Genomic DNA, 23003 nt, shown 5'->3' with positions numbered 1-23003 from the left:
ACTTTTTGTATTGTTCTTGCTTTTTTTGGGCATGTGTGCCATAATGAGCTTGTCGGGAACGTTTCCGTAAACGATACCGAACGATGCAGGCCCCTGCCGGGGCCGCACCTGAAAGGAGCTGCCGGCCATGACCATCAAGGATATCGCACGGCTCAGCGGCTGCTCGGTCAGCACCATTTCCCGGGTCATCAACGACCGGCCCGACGTCCGCCCCGAGACAAAAGAACACGTGCTGCAGATCATGCGGGAAGTGGGGTTCGTGCCCAACACCAACGCCCGCCAGCTCAAGATCCAGCAGTCCCGCAGCGTGGTGTTTGTGGTCAAGGGCACCCAGAATATGTTCTTTGCGGACTTTCTGGTCCATTTGCAGCAGGTGGTGGGGCTGTACGGATACAGCGGCATCATCTCCTATCTGGACGAGGACGCCAACGAGATGGAGGCCGCCGAGAAGATCCTGCGGGAGATCAAGCCCAAGGGGATCATTTTCCTGGGCGGCAACGTGGACAACTTCCGCCAGAGCTTCGACCAGATCACCATACCGTCGGTACTGGCCACCGTGGTGTCGGAGGAACTGAGCTTCCCCAACCTGTCCATGGTGGGCGTGGATGACCGGGCGGCAGCCTACCAGGCCGTCACCCATCTGATCGCTCAGGGCCACCGCAGGATCTGCGTCATCGGCGGGCCGCCTTCCAGCCACCCCAGCAAGATGCGCCGCCTGGGCGCACAGCAGGCCATGGAGGATAACGGCATCGTCTTTGACCCCCAGCTGTACGGGCTGTCCAGCTACAACTTTGAATCCGCCTACAACACCATGAACAGCCTGCTGGCCCGCCGGGCCCGGTTCACCGCCCTGTTCGCCATGAGCGACGTCATTGCCATCGGGGCCATCCGCGCGCTGGCCAGCGCCGGCTACCGCGTGCCCGAGGATGTGTCGGTGATCGGCTTTGACGGCATCCCCATGTCGCGCTACTGCGTGCCTGCCCTGGCCAGTATGGTGCAGCCCACCGGAGAGCTGGCGCTGCGCTGCGTCGAGCTGCTGATCCACCAGATCGAGCACGGGGCCCCCGCCCAGACGGTGGTGCTGGCCCCCACCATCCAGGAGGGCGAAAGCGTCCGCCCGCCCCGGGGCGGCCCCGCCTGAATCCAGTCTCACTTCCGCCCTGTGGGCGGGACTGAAATACACTTGACACAAAGCACAAGAAGGAGAAGAACTATGAAAAAGATGATTTCTCGCCGCAACTTCCTGAAGGCCGCCGGCGCAGTGTCCGCTGCCGGTGTCCTGGCCGCCTGTGGTTCTTCCAGCAGCAGCACCGCTGCTTCCACCGCCGCCAGTACGGCTGCCGGCTCCAGCTCTGCTGCCGCCCCCGCCGCCAGCGGCAAGGTCTATTTCCTGAACTTCAAGCCCGAGCAGGATCAGGCCTGGCAGGACCTGGCCGCCGTCTACACCGAGCAGACCGGCGTCCCTGTCACCGTGGTGACCGCCGCTTCCAACCAGTACGAGACCACCCTGATGAGCGAGATGGAGAAGAGCGAGGCTCCTACCCTGTTCCAGGTCAACGGCCCCGTGGGTCTGAACAACTGGAAGGATTACTGCTACGACCTGTCCGGCTCTCAACTGTACGGCGAAGTGACCAGTGATTCCTTCGTCCTGAAGGACGGCGACACCATCCCCGCCATTGCTTACGTCATCGAGACCTACGGCATCATCTACAACAAAGAGCTGCTGACCGCCGCAGGCTACACCGAGGCTGACATCACCAATTTTGACAGCCTGAAGGCTGTGGCCGATGACCTCCAGGCCCGCAAGGACGAGCTGGGCATCCAGGGCGCCTTTACCTCCGCCGGCATGGATTCCTCCTCTGACTGGCGTTTCAAGACCCACCTGGCCAACCTGCCCATCTACTACGAGTACCAGGCCGACGGCATCAGCTCCACCGACGCCATCAAGGGCACCTATCTGGACAACTACAAGCAGATCTTTGATCTGTACATCACCGATTCCACCTGCGATCCCACCGTCCTGGCCAGCAAGACCGGCAACGACGCCGTGTCCGAGTTCGTCAACAAGCAGGCCGTGTTCTATCAGAACGGCACCTGGGCCTACACCGATATCAAGGACCTGGGCGATGACAACCTCGGCATGATCCCCATTTACATCGGCGTCGAGGGCGAGGAGAACCAGGGCCTGTGCACCGGTTCCGAGAACTACTGGTGCGTCAACAATATGTCCTCGGAGGAGGACATCCAGGCTACCCTGGACTTCATCTACTGGTGCGTCACCAGCGAGGAGGGCACCAGCGCCATGGCCGACAACATGGGCTTTGTCATCCCCTTCAAGAGCGCCAAGGCTCCCACCAACCCCCTGAACGCCATCTCGGACCAGTACGTGGCCGACGGCAAGACCCCCGTTGACTGGTGCTTCTCCACCATGCCTTCGGAGGAGTGGAAGAATATGCTGGGCAGCGCCCTGACCGCTTATGCGGCCGGCACCGGCACCTGGGACGATGTAGTCTCTGCCTTTGTGGACAACTGGGCCACCGAGTATCAGCTGGCCAACGGCTGAGCCTCCGGCAGCTGCCCGCTGTGACAGCATAGGAAACCGGCAGGGGCGGGCTGCAACAGGCCCGCCCCTGCTTTTTATGTGTGAAAACCATCCAAGGAGGCGCGATCCATGCAGAAAGCGATCAGCAAATACTGGCCGGTGTTCGTCCTGCCCACCCTGCTGGCCTTTATCATCGGCTTCATCTGGCCCTTTATCTGGGGCATCTACCTCTCGTTCCAGCGCTTCACCACCGTGTCCAAGACCACCTTTGTGGGCTTTGACAACTACATCAAGGTGTTCCAGGACAGCACCTTCACCCATGCGTTCTGGTTCACGGCGGCTTTCACGGTGGTGTCCACCGTCCTCATCAACGTGTTCGCCTTCGCCATCGCCCTGGCCCTGACCCGGGGCATCCGGGGCACCAACCTGTTTCGCACCGTCTACTTCATGCCCAACCTGATCGGCGGCATCCTGCTGGGCTACATCTGGCAGATCCTGCTCAACGGCGTGCTGGCCAACCTCGGCAAGCCCCTGCTGGCTCTGGACGAGCGGTACGGCTTCATCGGCCTGGTGATCCTGATGTGCTGGCAGCAGATCGGCTATATGATGATCATTTATGTGGCCGGCCTCCAAAGCGTGCCGGGCGACCTGATCGAGGCCGCCAAGATCGACGGCGCATCGGGGCATGAGATCCTGTTCAAGATCAAGATCCCCCTGGTGATGCCCAGCATCACCATCTGCACCTTCCTGACCCTGACCAACAGCTTCAAGCTGTTCGACCAGAACGTGGCCCTGACCGGCGGCGAGCCGGCCAATCTGAGCGAGATGCTGGCCCTGAACATCTACTCCACCTTCTACGGCCGCAGCGGCGCCCAGTGGAAGGGCATCGGCCAGGCCAAGGCTGTGGTGTTCTTCCTGATCGTGGTGGTCATTTCGCTGGTGCAGCTCCGCTTCACCCGCTCGAAGGAGGTGCAGTCCTGATGTCCAAGTCCCGTCGGATCTACAACAATTTCCTCACCGTGGTCATGGCGGTGCTCTGCCTTCTGTGGGTCTACCCCATCGTGCTGATCTTCCTCAACAGCCTGAAGGTGGAGGGCAGCTTCACCACCTCCACCGTCTTTGCGCTGCCCACCGCCGCCAACTTTGCCGGCCTGGAGAACTACATCTACGGCGTGGTCAAGATGAATTTCCTGTCCAGCTTCGCCTACAGCCTGGTGATCACCGTCACCAGCGTGGCCCTGATCCTGCTGTGCTGCTCCATGTGCGGCTGGTATCTGACCCGGGTGCACAACGCCCTCTCCAAGGCCATGAACCTTCTGATCGTCTTTTCGATGGTGGTCCCCTTCCAGATGGTCATGTTCACCCTCTCCAAGACGGCGGACACCCTCAAGCTGAACACCCCCTGGAACATCTGCATCATCTATCTGGGCTTCGGCGCCGGCCTGGCGGTGTTCATGTTCACCGGCTTCATGAAGAGCGTCCCCATTGAGATCGAGGAGTCGGCCATGATCGACGGCTGCAACCCCATCCAGCTGTTCTTCCGCATCGTGTTCCCCATCCTCAAGCCCACCATGATCTCCACCGCCATCCTGGAGACCATGTGGGTGTGGAACGACTACCTCCTGCCCACCCTGGTGCTGGACATCAAAAAGTACCGCACCATCCCCATGGCCATCCAGTATTTCCGCGGCGGCTACGGCCGGGTGGAGCTGGCCCCCATGATGGCCTGCATCATCATTGCCATCGTGCCCATCATCATCCTGTATGTAGTCTGTCAGAAATACATCATCGAAGGCGTCATCGCCGGCGCTGTCAAGGGCTGAAGGAGGGGTTCTCATGCGTGCAAGCGGCATCCTGATGCCTGTATTCAGCCTGCCGGGCCCCTGGGGCATCGGCACGCTGGGGCGGGAGGCCTACCGCTTTGTGGACTTTCTGGCCGACGCCCGCCAATCCTTCTGGCAGATCCTGCCCATTGGCCCTACCGGCTATGGGGACAGCCCCTACCAGAGCTTTTCCGCCTTTGCAGGCAACCCCTACTTCATCGACCTGGACCTGCTGGTGCAGGACGGACTTCTCACACCGGATGAGCTGCCCCCTGCTTTGCCGGTAGAGCCCATCCAGTATGGCGCTCTGTATACCCAGCGGCCCGCCGTGCTGCGGCTGGCTGCCGGCCGCCTGCTGGCCAGCCCCACCCCCGCCTACCGGGATTTCTGCCGCCAGCAGAAGGGGTGGCTGGAGGACTACGCCCTGTTCATGGCCATCAAGGAGGAGCAGGGCCAGGCGGGCCTGTCCCAGTGGCCCGATCCCCTGCGCTGCCGCCAGCCCCAGGCCATGGCCGACGCCCGCGAGCGCCTGGCCGGCGCCTGCGGCTACCATAGGGCGGTCCAGTATTTGTTCTATAAGCAGTGGCAGGCCCTCAAATCCTATGCCAATGGCAAGGGCATCCGCCTCATCGGGGATATCCCCATCTATGTCAGTCCCGACTCCAGCGACCTGTGGACCCGGCCCGAGCTGTTCCAGACCGACGGCCGGATGCATCTGACCCGAGTGGCGGGCTGTCCCCCGGACTCCTTTGCCGCAGACGGCCAGCTGTGGGGCAATCCCCTCTACGACTGGCCGCGCCACGCCGCCGAGGACTTTGCCTGGTGGAAACAGCGGATGCGCCACGCCACCTCCATCTACGATGTGGTGCGCATCGACCATTTCCGCGGCTTCGAGAGCTACTTTTCCATCCCGGCGGGCAGCGCCACCGCCCAGGGCGGCCAATGGGTCCAGGGTCCGGGCCAGGCCTTCCTGGACGCCATGCACCAGGCCGTGGGCCGGGACGCGGTGATCGCCGAGGACCTGGGCTACCTCACCGACCAGGTCAAGGCCCTGCTGGCTGCCAGCGGCTGTCCCGGCATGAAGATCATGCAGTTTGCCTTTGACAGCCGGGAACCGGGCAATTACCTGCCCTACACCTACACACCCAACAGTGTGGTCTATACCGGCACCCACGACAACATCACCACCGAGGGCTGGCAGCAAAGCGCCAGCCCCCAGGATGTGGCCTACGCCTGCCGCTACCTGCGCTGCGCGCCTCAGGACCTGACCGACGCCATGATCTGCGCCTGCCTGTCCAGCGTATCCGGCCTGGCGGTCATCCCCATGGCCGACTGGCTGCATCTGGGCCCCGAGGCCCGGATCAACACCCCCAGCACCCAGGGCGGCAACTGGCAGTGGCGGCTGTCCCCCGGCCTGCTCACCCCCGCTCTGGCCGGACAGATCGCCGCCCTGACCGAACTGTACGGCCGCGCCCCCGGGCAGAATTAAAACATCCCTCTATTTTTCTTTCTCTATTTTCCTTATTTTGCGCAGCGGAAGCCGTCCTGCAGCCCAGTGGCCGCGGGGCGGCTTCCCTGTTTTGCGGTGCGGGAATATTGCACAGGAACATTTTTTCACCTGCCCCGCGGGGCCTTACATCCGCCTTTCCAACACAGGCACGCTCTTTTGGCCCTTTCGATTTCACATCATCCTCACAATCCGGGTCCAAACCTGCCTCAGCGATGCCTTGTTGTTTTTTGCCGAATATGCTATAATTCATATAAAGTCAGTTCCCGCGGCTTTGTGCGGGGGCCAAGCTTGAAAGGAGCCCTACATATGGAATACACTGTTTCCGCAGGCGCAGTCTGCATGCCTGCCCACTACGCCCTTGTCCCGCAGGAAGAAATGATCTATCTGGATGGCGGCATCACCCAGCAGGACGTCATCCAGTTCGGCGTCAATGTGCTGGTGAATGGTTTCATGGTCCTCAGCGGCGCCTTCTTCTCGGCGGGAGTGGGTATGCTCGCCAACGCCTTTGTCGGCACCACTCTGAAATCCGGCGTCCGGATCATGAAGGATTTCTTCTCCTCTCTGAACGGCGCCCAGTGGGGCGCGCTGGCCATCGTGGGCGTCATGGGCGGCTTCTATGGCGTAAGCATGCTGTCCTACTACTACATGGCCCTGGTGGACCCGCTGATCAAGGTCTTCCAGGAGGCGTATGCCCTCACCCAGGAGCAGCTGGCTGCCCAGCAGCAGGCTGAGGCTGTGGCCGCCTGAGCCCCTGGCTTTTGAAATCTTATGACGAAAGGAGCTAACATTCATGCAGAATCTTCACATGCCTGCCCATTACGGGGAGATCGGCGAGGATGAGCAGCGTCGGATCCAGGGCGGCGGCCCGCTGAGCGACGCGATTGTCGATTTTCTCGACAGCCTGCATCTGACCGATTTTTATCGGGGTTCCTCGGTGCTCGCCATCTCGTTTACCTTCGTTCCTGCCCTGCTGTTCACAGCGGTGCGCTCGATCTTTGAGCTGACCACCGAACTGGTGGACGGCATCTCGGATCTGTTCAAACAGCTATAACACATCTGTCATGGATGCCGCCCTGGAACCGAAACGTTCCGGGCGGCTTTTTTGACACCGGCCGGCGGCATCGTCCGGCCCCACAGTCGTCGAAGGTTCCAAAACCTATTTTTATGTGCAGAATTTTTTGTGAAAACCTTCCGGGCCGCCCAAAGGCGCTTTTTCGGCAACTTTGCATCTAAATGCAACAATAATATATGTCCTTTTTGGTCCAAAGCTTTTATTATTGTAAGTGAGAAGGCTGCCCTGCGCCCCGGAGCCGCCGCAAAACACCGGGGCCGCAGCCAGTGTATGTGTAAGGAGGAAACGAGAATGAAGGATGTCCGTATTTGGAAGCAGGAGCTGGCCGGGGGCGTCTATGCCGGCCGTCTGGCTTCTCTGTACTGCTGCACCCCCCAGGAGGCCGCCGCCCATGCGGCACGCTATGCCGCCGCCCTGGATGGCCTGGAGGCCAAGTTCGGCCCCCACAGCGGCGCCGCCCTGTTCAGCGCGCCGGGCCGCACCGAGATCGGCGGCAACCACACCGACCATCAGCACGGCTGTGTCCTGGCGGGCAGCGTCAACATCGATATGATCGCCGCCGCAGGCCCCAACGATGCCGGCCAGCTGCGGGTGCAGAGCGAGGGCTATCCCCTGTGCACCATCAGCCTGGACGACCTGGCCCCCCGCAAATCGGAGGAGAACACCAGCGCCGCCATCCTGCGGGGCACCTGCGCCGCCTTTGTCCAGCGGGGCGCACAGCTGTCCGGCCTGGATGTGTATATCACCTCCAATGTGCCCAAGGGCAGCGGCGTCTCCTCCAGCGCCGCCTTTGAAGTGCTGGTGGGCACCATCCTCAACGAGCTGTTCATGGAGGAGAAGCTCTCCCCCATCGCCATTGCCCAGATCGGTCAGTGGGCCGAGAACGTCTATTTCGGCAAGCCCTGCGGCCTGATGGACCAGATGGCCTCCAGCGTGGGCAACATCATCACCATCGACTTTGCAGACTCCTCCAACCCCGTGGTGGAGCCGGTGGAGGTGGACTTCTCCAAGGCGGGCCTGGCCCTGTGCATCCTGGATTCGGGTGCCGACCACGCCGACCTGACCGACGAGTACGCCGCCATCCCTGCGGACTGCCGGGCTGTGGCCAAGGTGTGCGGCGGCGAAGTGCTGCGCCAGGTGCCCTTTGAGACCTTCCTGGCCAACATCCCCGCCTGCCGCAAGGCCTGCGGCGACCGGGCTGTCCTGCGGGCTTTCCACATCTATGCGGACAACCAGCGTGTGGCCCGCCAGGTGGCTGCCCTGCGGGCAGGCGACTTCGACACCTTCCTGGCCCTGGTCAACGAGTCGGGCCGCAGCAGCTGGGAGTACCTGCAGAACGTCATCCCCGCAGGCTACACCAAGCATCAGGAGGTGGCCGTCACCATCGCCGCCGCCAAGCATCTGCTGGCCGGCCAGGGCGCGGTCCGGGTCCACGGCGGCGGTTTTGCCGGCACCGTGCAGGCCTTTGTCCCCCTGGAGCAGCTGGAGTCTTTCAAGGCCGGCATCGAGGCCATCATTGGCGCCGGCCGCTGCCATGTCCTTTCGATCCGTCCTGAAGGAGGTGCCGTCCTGTGATTTCCAACGCCATTCAGCAGCTGGTGAACTACGGCCTTGATACCGGCCTGATCCAGCCCGATGATGCGATCTACATCCGCAACCAGCTCCTGATGACCATGCAGCTGGACAGCTTTGAGGAGCCGGAAGGCGACTGCTATTACATCGACCTGGAATCCATCCTCAAGACCCTGGTGGACGACGCGGTCGCCCGGGGTGTCTGCGAAGACAACTCGGTGGCCCGTGACCTGTTCGACACCCGGCTCATGGGCGTGCTGACCCCCCGGCCCAGCATCGTGCGGGCCAACTTCTGGGAAAAGTACGAGGAAGAAGGCCCCAAGGCCGCCACCGACTGGTTCTATTCCTTCAGCCAGGATACCGATTACATCCGGCGCTACCGCATCAAGAAGGACCTGAAGTGGGTCACCCGGACCCCCTACGGGGATCTCGACATCACCATCAACCTCTCCAAGCCCGAAAAGGACCCCAAGGCCATCGCGGCGGCCAAGCTCGCCCCCCAGAGCGCCTATCCCAAATGCCAGCTGTGCCAGGAGAATGAGGGCTACGCAGGCCGGATGAACCATCCCGCCCGCGAGAACCACCGCATCATCCCCCTGACCATCAACGACAGCGACTGGAACCTGCAGTACAGCCCCTATGTCTATTACAACGAGCACTGCATCGTGTTCAACAGCCAGCATACCCCCATGAAGATCGACCGGGCCACCTTCCGCAAGCTGCTGGACTTTGTGGCCCAGTTCCCCCACTACTTTGTGGGCAGCAATGCCGACCTGCCCATCGTGGGCGGCAGCATCCTGAGCCACGACCACTTCCAGGGCGGCTGCTACGAGTTCGCCATGGCCAAGGCCCCCATCGAGAAGCCCTGGTCCTTCCCGGGCTATCCGGATGTGGAGGCGGGCATCGTCCGCTGGCCCATGAGCTGCATCCGGCTGACCAGCGAGGATGACAGCCAGCTGGTGGACCTGGCCGACAAGATCCTGCTGGCCTGGCGCGCCTATACCGACGAGAGCTGCTTTGTCTACGCCGAGACCGACGGCGAGCCCCACAACACCATCACCCCCATTGCCCGGATGCGGGACGGCAAGTTCCAGCTGGATCTGGTGCTGCGCAATAACATCACCACCCCCGAGCATCCGCTGGGCGTCTTCCACCCCCACGCCAAGCTCCACCACATCAAAAAGGAAAACATCGGCCTGATCGAAGTGATGGGCCTGGCCGTGCTGCCCAGCCGCCTGAAGGGCGAGATGGCCCAGCTGGAAACTGCCCTGGTGGCCCGCACCCCTGTGGACCAGTATGGCGAGGCGATCCAGAAGCACGCCGAATGGGCCGGTGAACTGCTGGCCAAATACCCCGACCTCAATGAAAGCAACGTCCATGCCATCGTGCAGGAGGAGATCGGGCACGTCTTTGCACAGGTGCTGGAGGATGCCGGCGTTTACAAGCGGGATGAGGCCGGCCAGGCCGGATTTGTCCGCTTCCTCGAGACCATTCGTTAAGGACAGGAGGACTTTTGGATGACCCGTATCCTTGAAGTCTGTGTGGACAGCACAGCCAGCGCCCTGGCCGCCCGCGAAGGCGGGGCCGACCGGCTGGAGCTCTGCGCCGATCTGGCCATTGGGGGAACCACCCCCAGCCTGGCCCTGGTGGAACAGGTCAAGGCCGAGACCGGGCTGCCGGTGCGGGCCCTGCTCCGCCCCCGGGCAGGCGATTTCTGCTACGACCGGTGGGAAGTGGCCCAGATGGTCGCCCTGGCGGCCCAGCTGGTGCGCGCAGGGGCCGACGGTATCGTCACCGGCGTGCTGACCCCCGAAGGCCAGCTGGACCTGCCCGCCATGGAGCAGATCTGCCAGGCTGCCCGCAAGGCTGCCGGAGGCCGCCCTGTGGCGCTGGCTTTGCACCGCGCCTTTGACGTCTGCCGGGACGCCGGCGCCTGCCTGGAGCAGGCCTGCGCCCTCGGCCTTGCCACCATCCTGTCCAGCGGACAGGCCGCCGACGCCTACACAGGCCGGGCCATGCTGGCTCAAATGCAAACCCAGGCCGCCGGCCGGATCGAGATCCTGGCAGGGTCCGGGGTCAGTGCAGCCAACATCCCCGAACTGGTGCGCCAGACCGGCGTCACCGCCTGCCACCTGTCGGGCAAAAAGGCAGTCCCCAGCCGGATGTCCTTCCGCCGGGAGGGCGTGCCCATGGGCCTGCCGGGCTTTGACGAGTTCACTCTGTGGCAGACCGATGCCGGCGCCATCCGCGCTGCCCGCACCGCGCTGGACAGCGTCTGATCTTTGCTATTTTCTTTCTCCTTATACAGCAGGCCGCCCCGGGCTGCTGGTCTTGGACCAGCGCCCGGGGCGGCTCCGTTTTTTAGAGCGCAACTTTTTTGCGCAGCAGGCTCATGGGCGGCAGCGCAGGGGTGGGGATGGTGTAGCGCTCCATGGCATGGGGCGTGGATGTGACCGGTTCCCCCGCCTCGTTTTGGATCCATTCGGGCTGCAGGGGAATGGAGGTGCCGTCGGGGGTCAGCGCCTCCAGGGTGTCCCCCAGGGACCACTTGCCCCGCTGCTGGCAGCTGGCCACCCCGTTTTCCCAGCTGTCCACCGTGCCCACAAACTCCCACTGGCGGATATAGGCCGCGGTGGATGTATTCTGGCAAGCCTTGTCGGGTCCGAAATAGAACCCCGGGGAATAGGGCCGGTGGCTGGTGCGGGTCAGCTCCTCCAGCACCGCCTGCGGCAGCTCGAAATCCTCCGCATAGGGGTCGGCCAGGTACTGGTCCAGGGCTTTGCGGTAGGCCGCCGTGACGCTGGCCACATAGTAAAAGGTCTTGGCCCGGCCCTCGATCTTGAGACTGTCCACGCCGGCCTTGCACAGCAGGTCGAGGAACGGGGCGGTGCACAGGTCGTTGGCATTGAGGATGTAGCTGCCGCCCTCCCCTTCCCCGATCTCATACAGCTGGCCGGGACGGGTCTCCTCGGTGAGGTAGTATTTCCAACGGCAGGGCTGGGCGCACTGGCCGCGGTTGGCGTCCCGGCCCGCCAGGTAGTTGGACAGCAGGCACCGGCCCGACACGCTCATGCACATGGCCCCATGGACAAAGGCTTCCAGCTCCAGTTCAGGCGGAGTTTTGTCCCGGATGACGGCGATCTCGGTGAGGCTGAGTTCCCGGGCCAGCACCACCCGTTTGGCCCCCATCTTGCAGCAGGCTGTGGCAGCCGCGTAGTTGGTGATGCCGGTCTGGGTGGACATATGCACATCGATGTCGGGGGCATAGGTCTTGCAGGCGTCCAGCACCCCCAGGTCCGCCACAATAAAGGCGTCCACTCCGGCCTGGGCGGCCTGGCGGATGGCGTCGGGCATACGGTCCGCCTCCTCGTTGGTGGGCAGGGTGTTCAGGGTCAGATAGACCTTGCGCCCTCTTGCGTGGGCATAAATCACCCCTTCGGCCAGCTGTTCGGGGGTGAAGTTTGCGGGAGCGGCCCGCATCCCAAACTCAGGCAGGGCGCAGTAGACGGCGTCGGCGCCGTAGCAGACCGCATAGCGCAGCCGCTCCAGGTCCCCCGCAGGGGCCAGCAGCTCGGGTATTTGAAGCATGATGTTTCCTCCCATACGTCAAAAGGGGCGGGCCCGGGCGCCGGGCCTGCCCCCTTGTTGTGGATGTGGTTCAAAGGCTGTTGTTGACCGCGCGGGCCGCCCGGACGTTGGCCTGGTGCTGTTCCAGGGTCTGGGCGTAATAGTAGCGGCCGGTCAGGTCGGTGACAAAGAAATAGGCATCCTGGACCTCGGGGTCGGGCTGGGGGTCCAGCGCGGCCTGGATGGCTGCGAGGCCGGGGTTGGACACAGGCCCCGCCGGCAGCCCGGCGCAGCTGTAAGTGTCGTAGGCCGCCAGGATGTTGGCGGGGATCTCGTCCCAGCCACCATACCACGGGGCCACCCAGTTCCACAGGTAGTTGTTGTCCTCATCGCTCTGGATGTAGCTGGAGACGTTGCTCTCCAGCCGGGGGTAGGGCGAATCGGGGGCCAGCCGATTGCGGAACACCTGGGCCACGTTGCTGTCCTGGTCGTTGCCCGCCTCCTCCTGGACGAAGGAAGCCAGGGTGACCAGCTGGTGCAGGGTCATCCCCTGCTGTTCCAGCGCCTCGTAGATGTCCGGGGTGATCATCTGGTCAAAGCGCGCATAGAAGGTGGCCACATAGTCATGGACGGTCCCGTCGTTGAGGAACTCGTAGGTGTCGGGAAACAGATACCCCTCGCACTTCATAAAGCGGTCGGGGGCCTCCTGGTCGGTGGGCAGGTATTGCCAGAAGGTAAACTCGCTGAAATCCCCCTCGTTTGCCTCCTGCAGGAATTCCTCGGCGGTGCACAGGCCAGCCTGCTCCATCTGCTGTGCGATGGCAATGGCGGTGGTCCCCTCCGGGAAGGTCAGGCGGGTGGTCTCGGCGGCGGCATATACGGACAGCGCCTGGATCAGCTGGTCGTAGGAAGCGCCCTGCTCCAGCTCAAAAGTGCCATACTGCAGGCTGCCGGCCGCACCCTGCTGTCCCACATACCAGCGGAACAGCCGGGGAAAGCGGATCACCCCTGCCTGCTGCAAATCCCGGGCGATGGCGGCCACCCCGCTGCCCTGTTCCACCGTCACGGTGACGGTCTGGCCGGTAGCCCCGGCGCCGGTCATCTCCCGGCGCAGCAAAAGCCCCACGGCCCCCGCTCCCAGCACCAGCACGGCCAGCAGCGCCAGCAACACCCAGCGCAGGGTGTGTTTGGAGGCAGGGGCGGTGTGTTTGCTTTTTTTCGCTTCCTTCATACAGGTTTTCCTTCCGGTCAGTTTTCAAGCATCAGGCGCATATAACTCCCGCTCACGTCAAAGGGAGCGCCCACAAAACGGATCATGCCGTATTCCTGGCGGCTGCCCTCTCCCAAAAACAGGGGCTGGGCCTCCCCCACCGTGATGACGGCCCGTTCCACCACCGACTCCTTCTCACGGGCGGCCTCCATCAGCACCTCGGCGGCGCGGTCGTCGTCGGCCATCAGCTCGATGAAAAAGAGGGTGTCATCCTTGCGGAAATACAGGCCATAGCCATGGGCGTTGGACACAATGGTCACCCCGCGGCTGTACAAGTCCCCCAGCACCACCGACATCCGTGCAGCGTCCAGCTCCACGCAGTCGGGACAGTATTGGCGGCGCAGCTCGCACAGGCGCTTGGCGGTGACCGCATCAAACTCGGCCTGGCTCCACAGATTGCGGCGCACCTCCCGGGTGAGGCAGCGCAGCCCGAAGGCCCGCTGGAACCCGCGGGAGATGTAAAAGGCGGTCTGGCCCGCGCCGGGGGCCGCCGCAAAAAAGACCGCCCCCTGACGGCTCTGCTGATCGCAGGCATAGTCCACGAGACCCGCAGCCAGGGCCGTGTCCCGGGCGCACAGGCCGCACAGGTAACAGCCGCGGCGGCCCTGCAGGGTGACCGGCACCGCCAGGACCATGGCCTGCACCGCGTCCCCTTCCGCCGCCACATAGGCGTTCTCCTGCCCGGCAAACTGCAGCACCGCACGCCGGGCGGCCTGGGCCGGTTCGTCCCACTGGGCGGTCCACAGCTGTTCCATGGCCGCCAGGTCGGACGGTCCCATCAGGCGAAACATCTTTAAGATACCCCCTTTTTCGTTCTTGCTTGCATCTGTATTATTTTTCCTGCCCCAGGATCTGGCCGGCCAGGGCCCGCACTTCCCAGCTGATGTGGTCCGCCGGGCGCATCCGGCCCGCCGCCGTAGTGCACTCCAGGATCTCCCAGCCCAGCTTTTGGGCGCAGTATTCGGCAGCCTGGCGGCTGCGCTCCATGTACTCCAGATCCCGCTCCTGGATATCCTTCTTGCTCTCGTCTCCGTGGTAGCGGCCGGTCATCAGCCGCTGGCTGACCATGGGGTCCACCCGCAGGTAGATCACCAGGTCGGGGGCGGGCAGCCCCAGCAGCCGGTATTCGTAGTCGAACAGCCATCCGAGATAGCCGTCCCACTGGTCCCGGGGCAGCTTGGAACACTGATGGGCCCCGTTGGACGTGGTGTAGCGGTCGGCGATCAGGATGCCGCCGCTGTGATAAAACGCGCCCCAGTCGGTCTTGTAGCTGGCATAGCGGTCCACCGCAAAAAAGCTGGACGCCGCATAGGCGTTGACATCGTCGGGCTTATCGCCGAACTGCCCGCCCAGATACATCCGCACCAGGGCCGAGGACTCGCTTTCGTAGTTGGGGAAGCTGATCTGCCGCACCGGCAGCCCTTCCCTAGTCAGGGTTTCGGCCAGCATCCTGGCCTGGGTGGCTTTGCCGCTGCCGTCCAGCCCCTCGATCACCAGCAGGCGTCCCCGCCCTTCCTGGGAAGAATTCCTCATGCGTCCTCACCGCCTTTGCACAGAGCCCGGTATTTCTCCCGCACCTCTCCCGGCCGGCCGCAGCACATCTTGCCTTCGGGGCAGGGGCCGCTCAGGCAGCCGGGCCCCGCCGTCCGGAACAGGTGGGGCGCCAGGGGATACACCAGCCGCAGCATCTCGTCGGCCAGGGCCCGTATCTCCCACTGGGCGCGCTCGCAGCAGCGCAGGCGGAAAAAGTTGTGCAGGCTGCGGGCGTTCATGGTCACCACCATCTTGGTCTCACAGGCATTGGGCAGCACAAAGCGGGCGTCCTCGTTGGCCATCTTTTCGGCCTTGCGGCGGGCTTCCTTTTCGGGCACGCCCTCGGCCATCAGACGGGCGGTGTGGCCCTCCTCCAGTTTGCGGGCCAGGTCCAGATAGCGGCGTGCATCCTCCTCCATGCTGGCCAGGAAGGCCGCTTTGGCCTCGGGCACCGCCTCGATGGCGGGGGGCACCACATAGCGGAAATCGTCCAGCCGGACATACCGCTGGCTCTGGACGCTGAAGGAAGCGATCCGGTGCCGTGTGATCTGGGCCAGCAGCGACCGGCTGACCCCCTCGATGCCAAATGTAAAGCTGGCGTGCTCGATGGGGCTGGCGTGGCCCAGGTCGCTGAGCATATCCAGAAAGCGGGCGGTCTTTTCTTCATCCAGCCCTTCCAGCAGGTCGGGGATATGGCTGTCGGAGTAGCAGAGTTTGGCCGCAGCGGCCACCACACGCTCCGGGTCGGGCGTATATGCGATCAGTCGAACTGTCATCATTCCTCATCCCTCCGAAACTTTGGTCAGGGGGGCGTAGTTGGCCATGGTCTTTTTGACGCCCACCTTGTCGAAACGGATCTCCACGATAAAGTCCCCCGCCGCCGGGGTGACCCGGGTGACCACGCCCCGGCCAAACACCTTGTGCATCACCACATCCCCCGGCTGGTAGCTCTTGGCCGGAGCAGCCGGACGGGGCGCGGGGGCCGGGCGGCTGATGCCCGCGCCTCCCGGGAAGGCAGTCCGCCGGCCGGCGGCGTTGTATTCCCGGTCCAGGTAGGCCGTGCGGCCGGACGAGGCGGCCCGGCCATAGCCCGACGGCCCGGAATAGCCCGAGGCCCCGCCGGGCACCGAAGCTCCCATACCGCCCCCCCAGCCGGCGCGCATCGGACGGTCCAGGGCGGGGCTGCGGGTGGTCTCCAGGTATTCCGGCTCGATCTCATTCAAAAAGCGGCTGGGCTCATTGCGGCAGGTGCGGCCGTACAGCATCCGGGTGGCGCTGTGGGAAATATACAGTTCCTGCTTGGCCCGGGTGATGCCCACGTAAGCCAGGCGGCGCTCCTCCTCCAGATCCTCCTCGGAATAACGGCTCATCTCACTGGGGAAGATCCCCTCCTCCATGCCTACCAGGAACACATAGGGGAACTCCAGGCCCTTGGCCGAGTGGATGGTCATCAGCACCACCTGGTCGGCGTCGGCGTTGTAGCTGTCGATGTCGCTGATCAGGGCGATCTCCTCCAGATAGCCCTCCAGGCTGGCATCCACCCCCCGGGTGTCGCAGTAGTTTTTGACGTTGTTCACCAGCTGGCCCAGGTTTTGCAGCCGGTCCTGGGCATCCTCATGGCCCTGGGCGGCCTGCTGTTCCAGCATGGCCCGGTAGCCGGTCAGGTCGATCAGCTTCTGGGCAAAGAGGTCCAGCGGACAGGTGTCCAGAGCGTCCTGCAGCTGGCGGTACATCTGCCAGAATTTGAGCAGGGGCGCCACCGCACGGCTGAGCCGGGCGTATTCATCGGCCCGGCTGATGATATCCATCATCCCCACGCCCTCCTGGGCGGCCAGTTCCGCGATGGTATCCACGGTGGACGCGCCGATCTTCCGGGCCGGCTCGTTGATGATCCGGCGCAGGCGCACATCGTCCCGGGGATTGGCCACGATGGACATATACGAATGGATGTCCTTGACCTCCTTGCGGTCGTTGAACCGCTGGCCTCCCACGATCTTGTGGGGGATACCCGCACGGGTGAAGTAGTTTTCGATGGGGGCCGACTGCGCGTTCATCCGGTAGAGGATGGCATGATCCGACAGATGCCCGCCCTGGCGCAGATGCTGGCCGATCACCTCGGCGATATGGGCGGCCTCATCCTGCTCATCCTCGGCCTGGTAAACGTGCACCGGGGCGCCCTCGGCGTTCTTGGTCCAAAGGGTCTTGCCCTTGCGCTCGGTGTTGTGGCGGATGACGCAGTTGGCCGCGTCCAGGATGTTGGATGTGGAGCGGTAGTTCTGTTCCAGCCGGATCACCTTGGCCCCGGGGTAATACCGTTCAAAGTTGAGGATATTCTCGATGGTGGCGCCCCGGAAGCGGTAGATGCTCTGGTCGTCGTCGCCCACCACGCAGATGTTGCGGTCGGGGCCGGTCAGCAGGCTGACCAGACGGAACTGCGCCACACTGGTGTCCTGGTACTCGTCCACCAAAAGGTAGCGGTAGCGGTTCTGGTAGTACTCCCGGGCCTCCTGATGCTCCTGCAGCAGCCGGACGGTGTAGTAGATCAGCCCGTCAAAGTCGAAGGCGCCGGCCTCCCGCAGCCGCTTTTCGTACAGGCCGTACAGCCTGGCGGCGATCTCCGCCTTGGTCTTGCCGGCGCTGTCCCGGACGGCATCGGCGGGGGCGATCAGCTGATCCTTCCAGCGGCCGATCTGCCCCAGGGCCGATTTGACCGGCAGGAGCTTATCGTCCACGCCCTGCTCTTTATACAGGGCCTTCATCACCCGCTGGGCGTCGTCGGTATCGTAGATGGTAAAGCTGCGGGGCCAGCCCAGTTCCTCGGCATAGCGGCGCAGGATGCGCACACAGGCCGAGTGGAAGGTGGAGGCGAACACCTCATCCCCTTCTTCATCCCCCAGCATGGCGCGCAGGCGGGCTTTCAGCTCGCCGGCGGCCTTGTTGGTAAAGGTGATGGCCATGATGTTCCAGCTGTGGGGCGGGTCCTTGCGCAGCATCTCGTCCAGCCACAGGGGCACATCGGTGCCGGTCATGATGGCGGTGCGCAGGGCCCGCACGTCCTCGTCGGTGGCGGGACGGGGGGTCCAGTTCGAACCGTGGGCGCTGCCGAACCGGATCAAGCTGGCGATCCGGTTGACCAGCACGGTGGTCTTGCCGCTGCCCGCTCCTGCCAAAATCAGCAGGGGGCCGCTGGTGGTAAAAACGGCCTGCCGCTGCATCTCATTCAGCCGGCCGAACTGCTTTTCTATGAATGTATCCCGCAAAGTACAAAATTCGGTCTGTATATCCTTTGCCATGTGCTTCTCCTGTCCTACAAAATCTTTTTACAGTATACCACAAACCGGCCTCTATTTAAAGTAAAGGCGGGCAACTGGCCCCGCAAAAAAGCCCGGCCTCCTGTACCGGAGGTCGGGCCATAGCGGTCCAACTGTTACGGTTTATTCTTCGCCAAAAATCACCCGCAGATTGTCCTCCCGCAAGCCGCCGGCCATCCCGAAGCGGTTGTAGAAATCGATGAGGGTATCCTTATCCTCCTGGGTCAGGACAAATTCCATCACGACATCCTCTTTGCTGCCGGTGGTATACATCTGCCGGATATCCGGCATGCCTCTCAGCCGGCCGCGGATCTCCTCGTCCCGATGCTCTGCCAGGCTTTGGAGCATGGTCAGGCTGTCCCGGGTCAGAGGGGAAGTAACGGAGCTGCGCGCTCCCTCACTGAGCGCCAGGTCCATCATACTGGGGGCTGTCTCCAGCGTATGGGTCACACCGGCGATGTCCAGCTCCGCCTCATAAAAGAGCGGACTGGTCCCTTCTTCCGGATAGCAGCAGAAGATAAACGCCATATAGTCCCCGTCCTGCAGCGATTCCACCATGGGATATACCCTGACCGTTCCCACCGGCTGCTCGTCGTTGGCCGTCTGTAAATAGGAAGTCGGCCACACGATGGCGCCTGACACCATGGTGTCATCCACCTTTATGCTCTGCTGTTCCGCCGTGATGCCTTCGATCCCCTGGAACACCGAAAGATCGAAGCTCTCGGTAGCCCAGGCCGGCACGGAAGCAGCCGCCGCAATGGCTGCCGCCAGCACAACAGACGCAAGTTTCTTTTTTGTTTTCATGACAGTTCCTCCTCACAGGCACTCTCAGAAAGGTGCGGTGACGTCGGCGGCGCCCGCCTGGGCCCACACCGAGCGGTCGGCGCGGCGGACAGCTTTCAGCACATACCGGCCGCTGCCCATGGCATAGATGGCCGCTGTGATGGCTGCCACCACTTCAGGAGGGATGCCGGCCTCCACCTGGGGCGCGGACGCCGCGGCGGGAGCAGCCGGCGCAGCCGGGGCTGCGGGCATCGACTCGGGCAGCGGGGCGGTGGGGGCGGAAAAATCGGAGCGGGCTTTGGAGCTGCCGCGGCCGCGCAGCACCACAAAGGCAATGAGCAGCGCTGCCAGAATCACCAAGATCATGATCGTATTGGTATCCATGTTCATCCTCCTGTTGCAGCCCAAATTGGGCCGGTCATCTTATTTATTTCCCATTATACCCGGTTTTTTGGCGGATTTCAACAGCCTTTTCTCACCGGCGGCCGATCCGCGGGGTCGCGTCGGTGAAGCCGACCTCCAGCTTGTCGCCCATCGAAAGGCTCATGGCGGTGCCCAGGGCCACGCAGTTGACCGGATCGGGGGAAACGTACACATCCACCTTCAGCTCCTGGCTGAGGTACTCGGGCAGGCCGTGCAGCTGCGCGCCGCCGCCCGTCAGCATGACGCCGTTCTTGTAGATGTCGCCGGCCAGCTCGGGGGGCGTCTTTTCCAGCACCTGGTGGGCCGCGGTGCCGATCTGCTCACTGAGCATCATGACCGGCTCATACAGGTCGCTGGTGGACACATTGACCCGCACCGGCAGCCCGGTCAGCAGGCTGCGGCCCTTGATCTCCATCGTCTCGTCAAAGTCGGTCTTCTGGGGGCAGCAGGCCACCCGCTTTTTCAGTTCCTCGGCGGTGCGCTGGCCGATGGCGATGTTGAACTTGGCCCGCACGTGCTTGAGGATCTCGTCGTCGTAGTGGTTGCCCGCCACCCGCACGCTGGTGGCCTTGACCTTGCCGCCCAGGCTGAGGACCGCGATATCGGTGGTGCCGCCGCCGATGTCAATGATCATCCGGCCGTCGGGAACGGTGATATCCAGCCCCGAACCCAGGGCTGCCGCGATGGGCTCGTCGATCAGGTATACCTGACGGGCGCCCGCCGCCACCACGGCTTCCACCACCGCGTCGCTCTCGATGCCGGTAATGGCCGCCGGCACGCACACCGCCACGCGGGGCTTGACCATGTGGGAGCTGTACACCTCATTGACAAAGCGGCAGATCAGCTCCCGTGTCATGGTGTGGTCGCTGATGACCCCGTCCTTCAGCGGGAAGGTGGCCGAAATGTAGTTGGGCGTGCGGCCCACCATGGCCAGGGCCTTGTCCCCTACCTCCAGCACCGTCTTTTTGCGGGTATCCACCGCCACCACGCTGGGCTGGTTGAGCACCACGCCCTTGCCCTCCTGCGCGATGATGATGGTGGTCGTGCCCAGATCAATCCCGATATCGTTCTGTGCCATAATGCTGCATCCTTTCTCGCCGCAGGCGGCAGGCCCCGGCTGTCCTCTATGATATAAAGGCCCTGCGGGGCCGTAAAAATCCAGTTTTCAGTATACCATATCCCGCCCGAAAAGTACAGCGGAAAAGCCGCCGGCCTTCACGGGCCTTTTGGGGCCAGGCGCTGCTGCAGCAGGGCCGCCAGACCGCTGTACCGCAGGTTTTGGCGGACATTGGCCATCATGGCGGCCACCGTGTCCCGGCGGCCCGCCACCACGCACAGCCGGCGGGCCCGGGTGACCCCGGTGTAAAACAGGTTGCGGTAGCACAGCCGGGGCGGCACCCCTGCCGCAGGCAGCACCACCGCCGCAAACTCGCTGCCCTGGCTCTTGTGCACCGTGATGGCGTAGGCGGGTTCCAGCTCGTTCAGATTCTCGGCGGGATAGACCAGCCGCCGGTCGTCCATATGCACCACCATCGAGCGGCTGCGGGTGTCGATGGACTCCACAATGCCAATGTCGCCGTTGTAGGCTCCTACCCCCTGTTCGCCGCCGTCCCGGCGCCAGATGATCTCATAGTTGTTGCGCACCTGCATCACCTTGTCCCCCACCCGGAACACCCGGGAGGCGCTTTGCAGCTGGGCTTTGCCCCTGGCCGGCGGGTTGAGCAGGTCCTGCAGCAGAGGGTTCAGCGCCTGGGTGCCGCAGGGCCCCATCTTGGTGGGGCACAGCACCTGGATATCCCGCACCGGGTCCAGCCCGTAGCTGCGGGGCAGCCGGACCGCCACCAGGTCGCACACCAGCTTCTGGCAGGCTTCCCCGTCCGCCTCCAGGAAAAAGAAATCGTCCTCCCTGCCCCCCTTCTGCAGGGGGCGGCCGCTGACGATGTTGTGGGCGTTCTCCACGATCAGGCTGCGCCTGGCCTGGCGGAAGATGTGCTCCAGCCGGACGGTGGGCACCGCCCCCGAGCGGATCACTTCACTGAGGATGTTGCCGGGGCCTACGCTGGGCAGCTGGTCGGCATCCCCCACCATAATGATCCGGCAGGCGGGCCGCAGGGCAGCCAGCAGGCTCTGGAACAGCTGCACATCCACCATACTCATCTCATCCAGGATCACCACGTCGCACTTGAGCAGGTTCTTTTCGTTGTGGATGAAGGTGACTACGCCGCCGCTGTAATCCACTTCCAGCAGCCGGTGGATGGTGGAAGCCTTCCGCCCGGTCAGCTCGGACAGCCGTTTGGCAGCCCGGCCGGTGGGGGCGCACAGAGCCACCCGTTCGGCCCGGCTCTCCAGCAGGTTCAGGATGGCCTTGACGGTGGTGGTCTTGCCGGTGCCGGGGCCGCCGGTGAGCACCAGGCAGTTCTCGGTCACCGCCTGGCGGATGGCCTCCCGCTGCTCAGGGGCATAGGCGAACCCCTGGCTCAGCTCCAGGGTCTGGATATCCCGGTCCAGGTGGAGTGCGGCCTGCCGCTCCCGCCCCGCCAGGGCCGCCAGCCGGGCGGCGATGGCTTCCTCGGCAGCCAGCAGATCGGGCAGATAGATGTACTCCGCGCCGCCCAGGCTGCGGGAATCCAGTTCACCGCCGGCCAGGCATCGCTCCAACGCATCGGTCAGCTTATCGGCGGGCTGATGGATGAAGGCCGATGCGGTGGCCACCAGACGCTCCCGGGGCAGGCAGGTATGGCCGTTGCCGGCGTTGTGGCGCAGGGTGCGCAGCAAAGCCGCCTCCAGTCGCTGGGGGCAGTCCCCTTCCATCTGGTAATACTGGGCGATGCTGTCCGCATGGCGGAAATCCAGCTGCAAAGGCTCGCCGCACAGCAGGTAGGGATTGGCCGCGATGGCCTGGGCTGCGCCCGGCCCAAAGGTGCGGAACACCTCCATAGCCCGCCGGGGCCCGATCTCGAACTGGGCCAGGTAGGCGATCAGTTCCCGCATCCCGAACATCCGTTTGAACTCCTGCTGGATGCGGTCGGCCTTGTCCGCTGAGATCCCCTTGATCTCGGTCAGGCGGGCGGGCTGGTTGGCGATGACATCCAGGGACGCAGCCCCGAATTTTTCGATGATCTTCTGGGCGGTGGCGGGGCCCACATAGGGCAGAGACCGGCTGGCCAGGAAGGCATACACGGCATCCAGATCCTTGGGCATATCGGTCATGCATTCCACTGCATGGAACTGGCGGCCATAGGTGGCGTGGTTCTCATAGCGGCCCCGGCAGACCACGGCCTGGCCCGGGTGCAGCTCCCCCACCGTACCGCAGACCACCGTCAAGGTACCGCCCCCCGACAGCTCGAACACGGTATAGCCGCTGTCACTGTTTTCAAAAATAATGTCCTCTACGGTGCCTTCCAGCTGCTCCAGCTCCTGCTGCTCCACAGGCGGGCCCTCCCTTCTCGCAAGATCCGGGCGACCCCGGATACGCCCCTTCGGCCGCCTCTGCCGCAGGCCGAAAACGGCGCTTGGGCAGGGGCCGGGACGTTTGCAGATATATTCTAAGTATACCCTTTCGGACTGGTTTTGTAAATGGCCTGTACCGGCGCAAAA

General features: G+C 63.7%; 20 protein-coding genes. 10 read left to right on the top strand and 10 right to left on the bottom strand.

Annotated elements, in window-relative coordinates:
• The first annotated feature begins 127 nt into the window (after nucleotides 1-127).
• The 10 genes from B5E66_RS00815 (at nucleotide 128) to B5E66_RS00770 (ending at nucleotide 10798) form a co-directional block, all read left to right on the top strand.
• Nucleotides 128-1141: a LacI family DNA-binding transcriptional regulator gene (locus B5E66_RS00815; RefSeq protein WP_242955886.1), complete on the top strand. Its 1014-nt coding sequence runs from the start codon at nucleotides 128-130 to the stop codon at nucleotides 1139-1141.
• A gap of 72 nt (nucleotides 1142-1213) precedes the next feature.
• Nucleotides 1214-2563, top strand: coding sequence for an ABC transporter substrate-binding protein (locus B5E66_RS00810; RefSeq protein WP_087228087.1), 1350 nt, complete (start codon nucleotides 1214-1216; stop codon nucleotides 2561-2563).
• 108 nt (nucleotides 2564-2671) lie between these two features.
• Nucleotides 2672-3523, top strand: coding sequence for a carbohydrate ABC transporter permease (locus tag B5E66_RS00805; protein ID WP_087228086.1), 852 nt, complete (start codon nucleotides 2672-2674; stop codon nucleotides 3521-3523).
• Complete coding sequence (locus B5E66_RS00800; RefSeq protein ID WP_087228085.1) at nucleotides 3523-4365, top strand: carbohydrate ABC transporter permease; 843 nt, start codon at nucleotides 3523-3525, stop codon at nucleotides 4363-4365. The genes B5E66_RS00805 and B5E66_RS00800 overlap by 1 nt, the downstream gene beginning before the upstream one ends.
• Before the next feature lie 13 nt (nucleotides 4366-4378).
• A complete protein-coding gene (malQ, locus tag B5E66_RS00795; protein WP_087228084.1) occupies nucleotides 4379-5854 on the top strand; it encodes a 4-alpha-glucanotransferase in 1476 nt (491 codons plus the stop codon).
• A 327-nt stretch (nucleotides 5855-6181) separates the two neighbouring features.
• A complete protein-coding gene (locus B5E66_RS00790; protein WP_087228083.1) occupies nucleotides 6182-6622 on the top strand; it encodes a hypothetical protein in 441 nt (146 codons plus the stop codon).
• Between the two features lie 43 nt (nucleotides 6623-6665).
• Nucleotides 6666-6926, top strand: coding sequence for a hypothetical protein (locus B5E66_RS00785; protein WP_087228082.1), 261 nt, complete (start codon nucleotides 6666-6668; stop codon nucleotides 6924-6926).
• Nucleotides 6927-7238: 312 nt separating this feature from the next.
• Complete coding sequence (locus tag B5E66_RS00780; protein ID WP_087228081.1) at nucleotides 7239-8522, top strand: galactokinase; 1284 nt, start codon at nucleotides 7239-7241, stop codon at nucleotides 8520-8522.
• Nucleotides 8519-10018 (top strand): UDP-glucose--hexose-1-phosphate uridylyltransferase, encoded by a 1500-nt coding sequence (gene galT, locus B5E66_RS00775; RefSeq protein WP_087228080.1) that lies wholly within the window; start codon nucleotides 8519-8521, stop codon nucleotides 10016-10018. Before B5E66_RS00780 ends, galT begins: the two co-directional genes overlap by 4 nt.
• An 18-nt stretch (nucleotides 10019-10036) precedes the next feature.
• Nucleotides 10037-10798, top strand: a complete 762-nt coding sequence (locus tag B5E66_RS00770; protein ID WP_087228079.1) for a copper homeostasis protein CutC — start codon at nucleotides 10037-10039, stop codon at nucleotides 10796-10798.
• 82 nt (nucleotides 10799-10880) lie between these two features.
• Here the strand turns inward: B5E66_RS00770 and B5E66_RS00765 are convergent, their stop codons facing one another.
• The 10 genes from B5E66_RS00765 to recD2 all read right to left on the bottom strand — a co-directional run bounded on the left by B5E66_RS00765 (nucleotide 10881) and on the right by recD2 (nucleotide 22835).
• Nucleotides 10881-12107, bottom strand: a complete 1227-nt coding sequence (locus B5E66_RS00765; RefSeq protein WP_087228078.1) for a peptidase U32 family protein — start codon at nucleotides 12105-12107, stop codon at nucleotides 10881-10883.
• A gap of 70 nt (nucleotides 12108-12177) precedes the next feature.
• Nucleotides 12178-13317 (bottom strand): endolytic transglycosylase MltG, encoded by a 1140-nt coding sequence (gene mltG / locus B5E66_RS00760; RefSeq protein ID WP_087228077.1) that lies wholly within the window; start codon nucleotides 13315-13317, stop codon nucleotides 12178-12180.
• A 17-nt stretch (nucleotides 13318-13334) separates the two neighbouring features.
• Complete coding sequence (locus tag B5E66_RS00755) at nucleotides 13335-14147, bottom strand: hypothetical protein (RefSeq protein WP_087228076.1); 813 nt, start codon at nucleotides 14145-14147, stop codon at nucleotides 13335-13337.
• Nucleotides 14148-14187: 40 nt separating this feature from the next.
• A complete protein-coding gene (locus B5E66_RS00750; protein WP_087228075.1) occupies nucleotides 14188-14889 on the bottom strand; it encodes a dTMP kinase in 702 nt (233 codons plus the stop codon).
• Complete coding sequence (gene thyX, locus B5E66_RS00745; protein WP_087228074.1) at nucleotides 14886-15668, bottom strand: FAD-dependent thymidylate synthase; 783 nt, start codon at nucleotides 15666-15668, stop codon at nucleotides 14886-14888. The genes B5E66_RS00750 and thyX overlap by 4 nt, the downstream gene beginning before the upstream one ends.
• A 3-nt stretch (nucleotides 15669-15671) precedes the next feature.
• Nucleotides 15672-18182, bottom strand: coding sequence for an ATP-dependent helicase (locus B5E66_RS00740; protein ID WP_087228073.1), 2511 nt, complete (start codon nucleotides 18180-18182; stop codon nucleotides 15672-15674).
• A 141-nt stretch (nucleotides 18183-18323) separates the two neighbouring features.
• Nucleotides 18324-19004 carry a hypothetical protein gene (locus tag B5E66_RS00735; RefSeq protein ID WP_087228072.1) on the bottom strand — a complete coding sequence of 227 codons (681 nt, stop codon included), beginning with the start codon at nucleotides 19002-19004 and terminating at the stop codon, nucleotides 18324-18326.
• Between the two features lie 24 nt (nucleotides 19005-19028).
• Nucleotides 19029-19367, bottom strand: coding sequence for a hypothetical protein (locus tag B5E66_RS00730; protein ID WP_087228071.1), 339 nt, complete (start codon nucleotides 19365-19367; stop codon nucleotides 19029-19031).
• Between the two features lie 91 nt (nucleotides 19368-19458).
• Nucleotides 19459-20484 carry a rod shape-determining protein gene (mreB, locus tag B5E66_RS00725; RefSeq protein ID WP_087228070.1) on the bottom strand — a complete coding sequence of 342 codons (1026 nt, stop codon included), beginning with the start codon at nucleotides 20482-20484 and terminating at the stop codon, nucleotides 19459-19461.
• A gap of 137 nt (nucleotides 20485-20621) precedes the next feature.
• Entirely contained in the window at nucleotides 20622-22835 is a 2214-nt protein-coding gene (recD2, locus tag B5E66_RS00720) for an SF1B family DNA helicase RecD2 (RefSeq protein ID WP_087228069.1), read from the bottom strand.
• Nucleotides 22836-23003: the final 168 nt, after the last annotated feature.

The sequence above is a fragment of the Faecalibacterium sp. An121 genome (assembly GCF_002160915.1).
Taxonomy (GTDB): Bacteria; Bacillota; Clostridia; order Oscillospirales; family Ruminococcaceae; genus Faecalibacterium; species Faecalibacterium avium.
The sequence above is the reverse complement of the archived record's forward strand: the minus strand, read 5'-3'. Positions and strand labels throughout refer to the sequence as shown.

What these genes read in the sequence shown, in the direction of transcription:
- B5E66_RS00790 (WP_087228083.1), top strand. Translation starts at nt 6,182, where the DNA reads ATGGAATACACTGTTTCCGCAGGCGCAGTCTGCATGCCTGCCCACTAC.
- B5E66_RS00780 (WP_087228081.1), top strand. Translation starts at nt 7,239, where the DNA reads ATGAAGGATGTCCGTATTTGGAAGCAGGAGCTGGCCGGGGGCGTCTAT.
- B5E66_RS00730 (WP_087228071.1), bottom strand. Translation starts at nt 19,367, where the DNA reads ATGGATACCAATACGATCATGATCTTGGTGATTCTGGCAGCGCTGCTC.
- B5E66_RS00770 (WP_087228079.1), top strand. Translation starts at nt 10,037, where the DNA reads ATGACCCGTATCCTTGAAGTCTGTGTGGACAGCACAGCCAGCGCCCTG.
- B5E66_RS00815 (WP_242955886.1), top strand. Translation starts at nt 128, where the DNA reads ATGACCATCAAGGATATCGCACGGCTCAGCGGCTGCTCGGTCAGCACC.
- mreB (WP_087228070.1), bottom strand. Translation starts at nt 20,484, where the DNA reads ATGGCACAGAACGATATCGGGATTGATCTGGGCACGACCACCATCATC.
- malQ (WP_087228084.1), top strand. Translation starts at nt 4,379, where the DNA reads ATGCGTGCAAGCGGCATCCTGATGCCTGTATTCAGCCTGCCGGGCCCC.
- B5E66_RS00755 (WP_087228076.1), bottom strand. Translation starts at nt 14,147, where the DNA reads ATGTTTCGCCTGATGGGACCGTCCGACCTGGCGGCCATGGAACAGCTG.
- B5E66_RS00785 (WP_087228082.1), top strand. Translation starts at nt 6,666, where the DNA reads ATGCAGAATCTTCACATGCCTGCCCATTACGGGGAGATCGGCGAGGAT.
- B5E66_RS00735 (WP_087228072.1), bottom strand. Translation starts at nt 19,004, where the DNA reads ATGAAAACAAAAAAGAAACTTGCGTCTGTTGTGCTGGCGGCAGCCATT.
- B5E66_RS00800 (WP_087228085.1), top strand. Translation starts at nt 3,523, where the DNA reads ATGTCCAAGTCCCGTCGGATCTACAACAATTTCCTCACCGTGGTCATG.
- mltG (WP_087228077.1), bottom strand. Translation starts at nt 13,317, where the DNA reads ATGAAGGAAGCGAAAAAAAGCAAACACACCGCCCCTGCCTCCAAACAC.
- B5E66_RS00740 (WP_087228073.1), bottom strand. Translation starts at nt 18,182, where the DNA reads ATGGCAAAGGATATACAGACCGAATTTTGTACTTTGCGGGATACATTC.
- thyX (WP_087228074.1), bottom strand. Translation starts at nt 15,668, where the DNA reads ATGATGACAGTTCGACTGATCGCATATACGCCCGACCCGGAGCGTGTG.
- B5E66_RS00810 (WP_087228087.1), top strand. Translation starts at nt 1,214, where the DNA reads ATGAAAAAGATGATTTCTCGCCGCAACTTCCTGAAGGCCGCCGGCGCA.
- B5E66_RS00805 (WP_087228086.1), top strand. Translation starts at nt 2,672, where the DNA reads ATGCAGAAAGCGATCAGCAAATACTGGCCGGTGTTCGTCCTGCCCACC.
- B5E66_RS00750 (WP_087228075.1), bottom strand. Translation starts at nt 14,889, where the DNA reads ATGAGGAATTCTTCCCAGGAAGGGCGGGGACGCCTGCTGGTGATCGAG.
- B5E66_RS00765 (WP_087228078.1), bottom strand. Translation starts at nt 12,107, where the DNA reads ATGCTTCAAATACCCGAGCTGCTGGCCCCTGCGGGGGACCTGGAGCGG.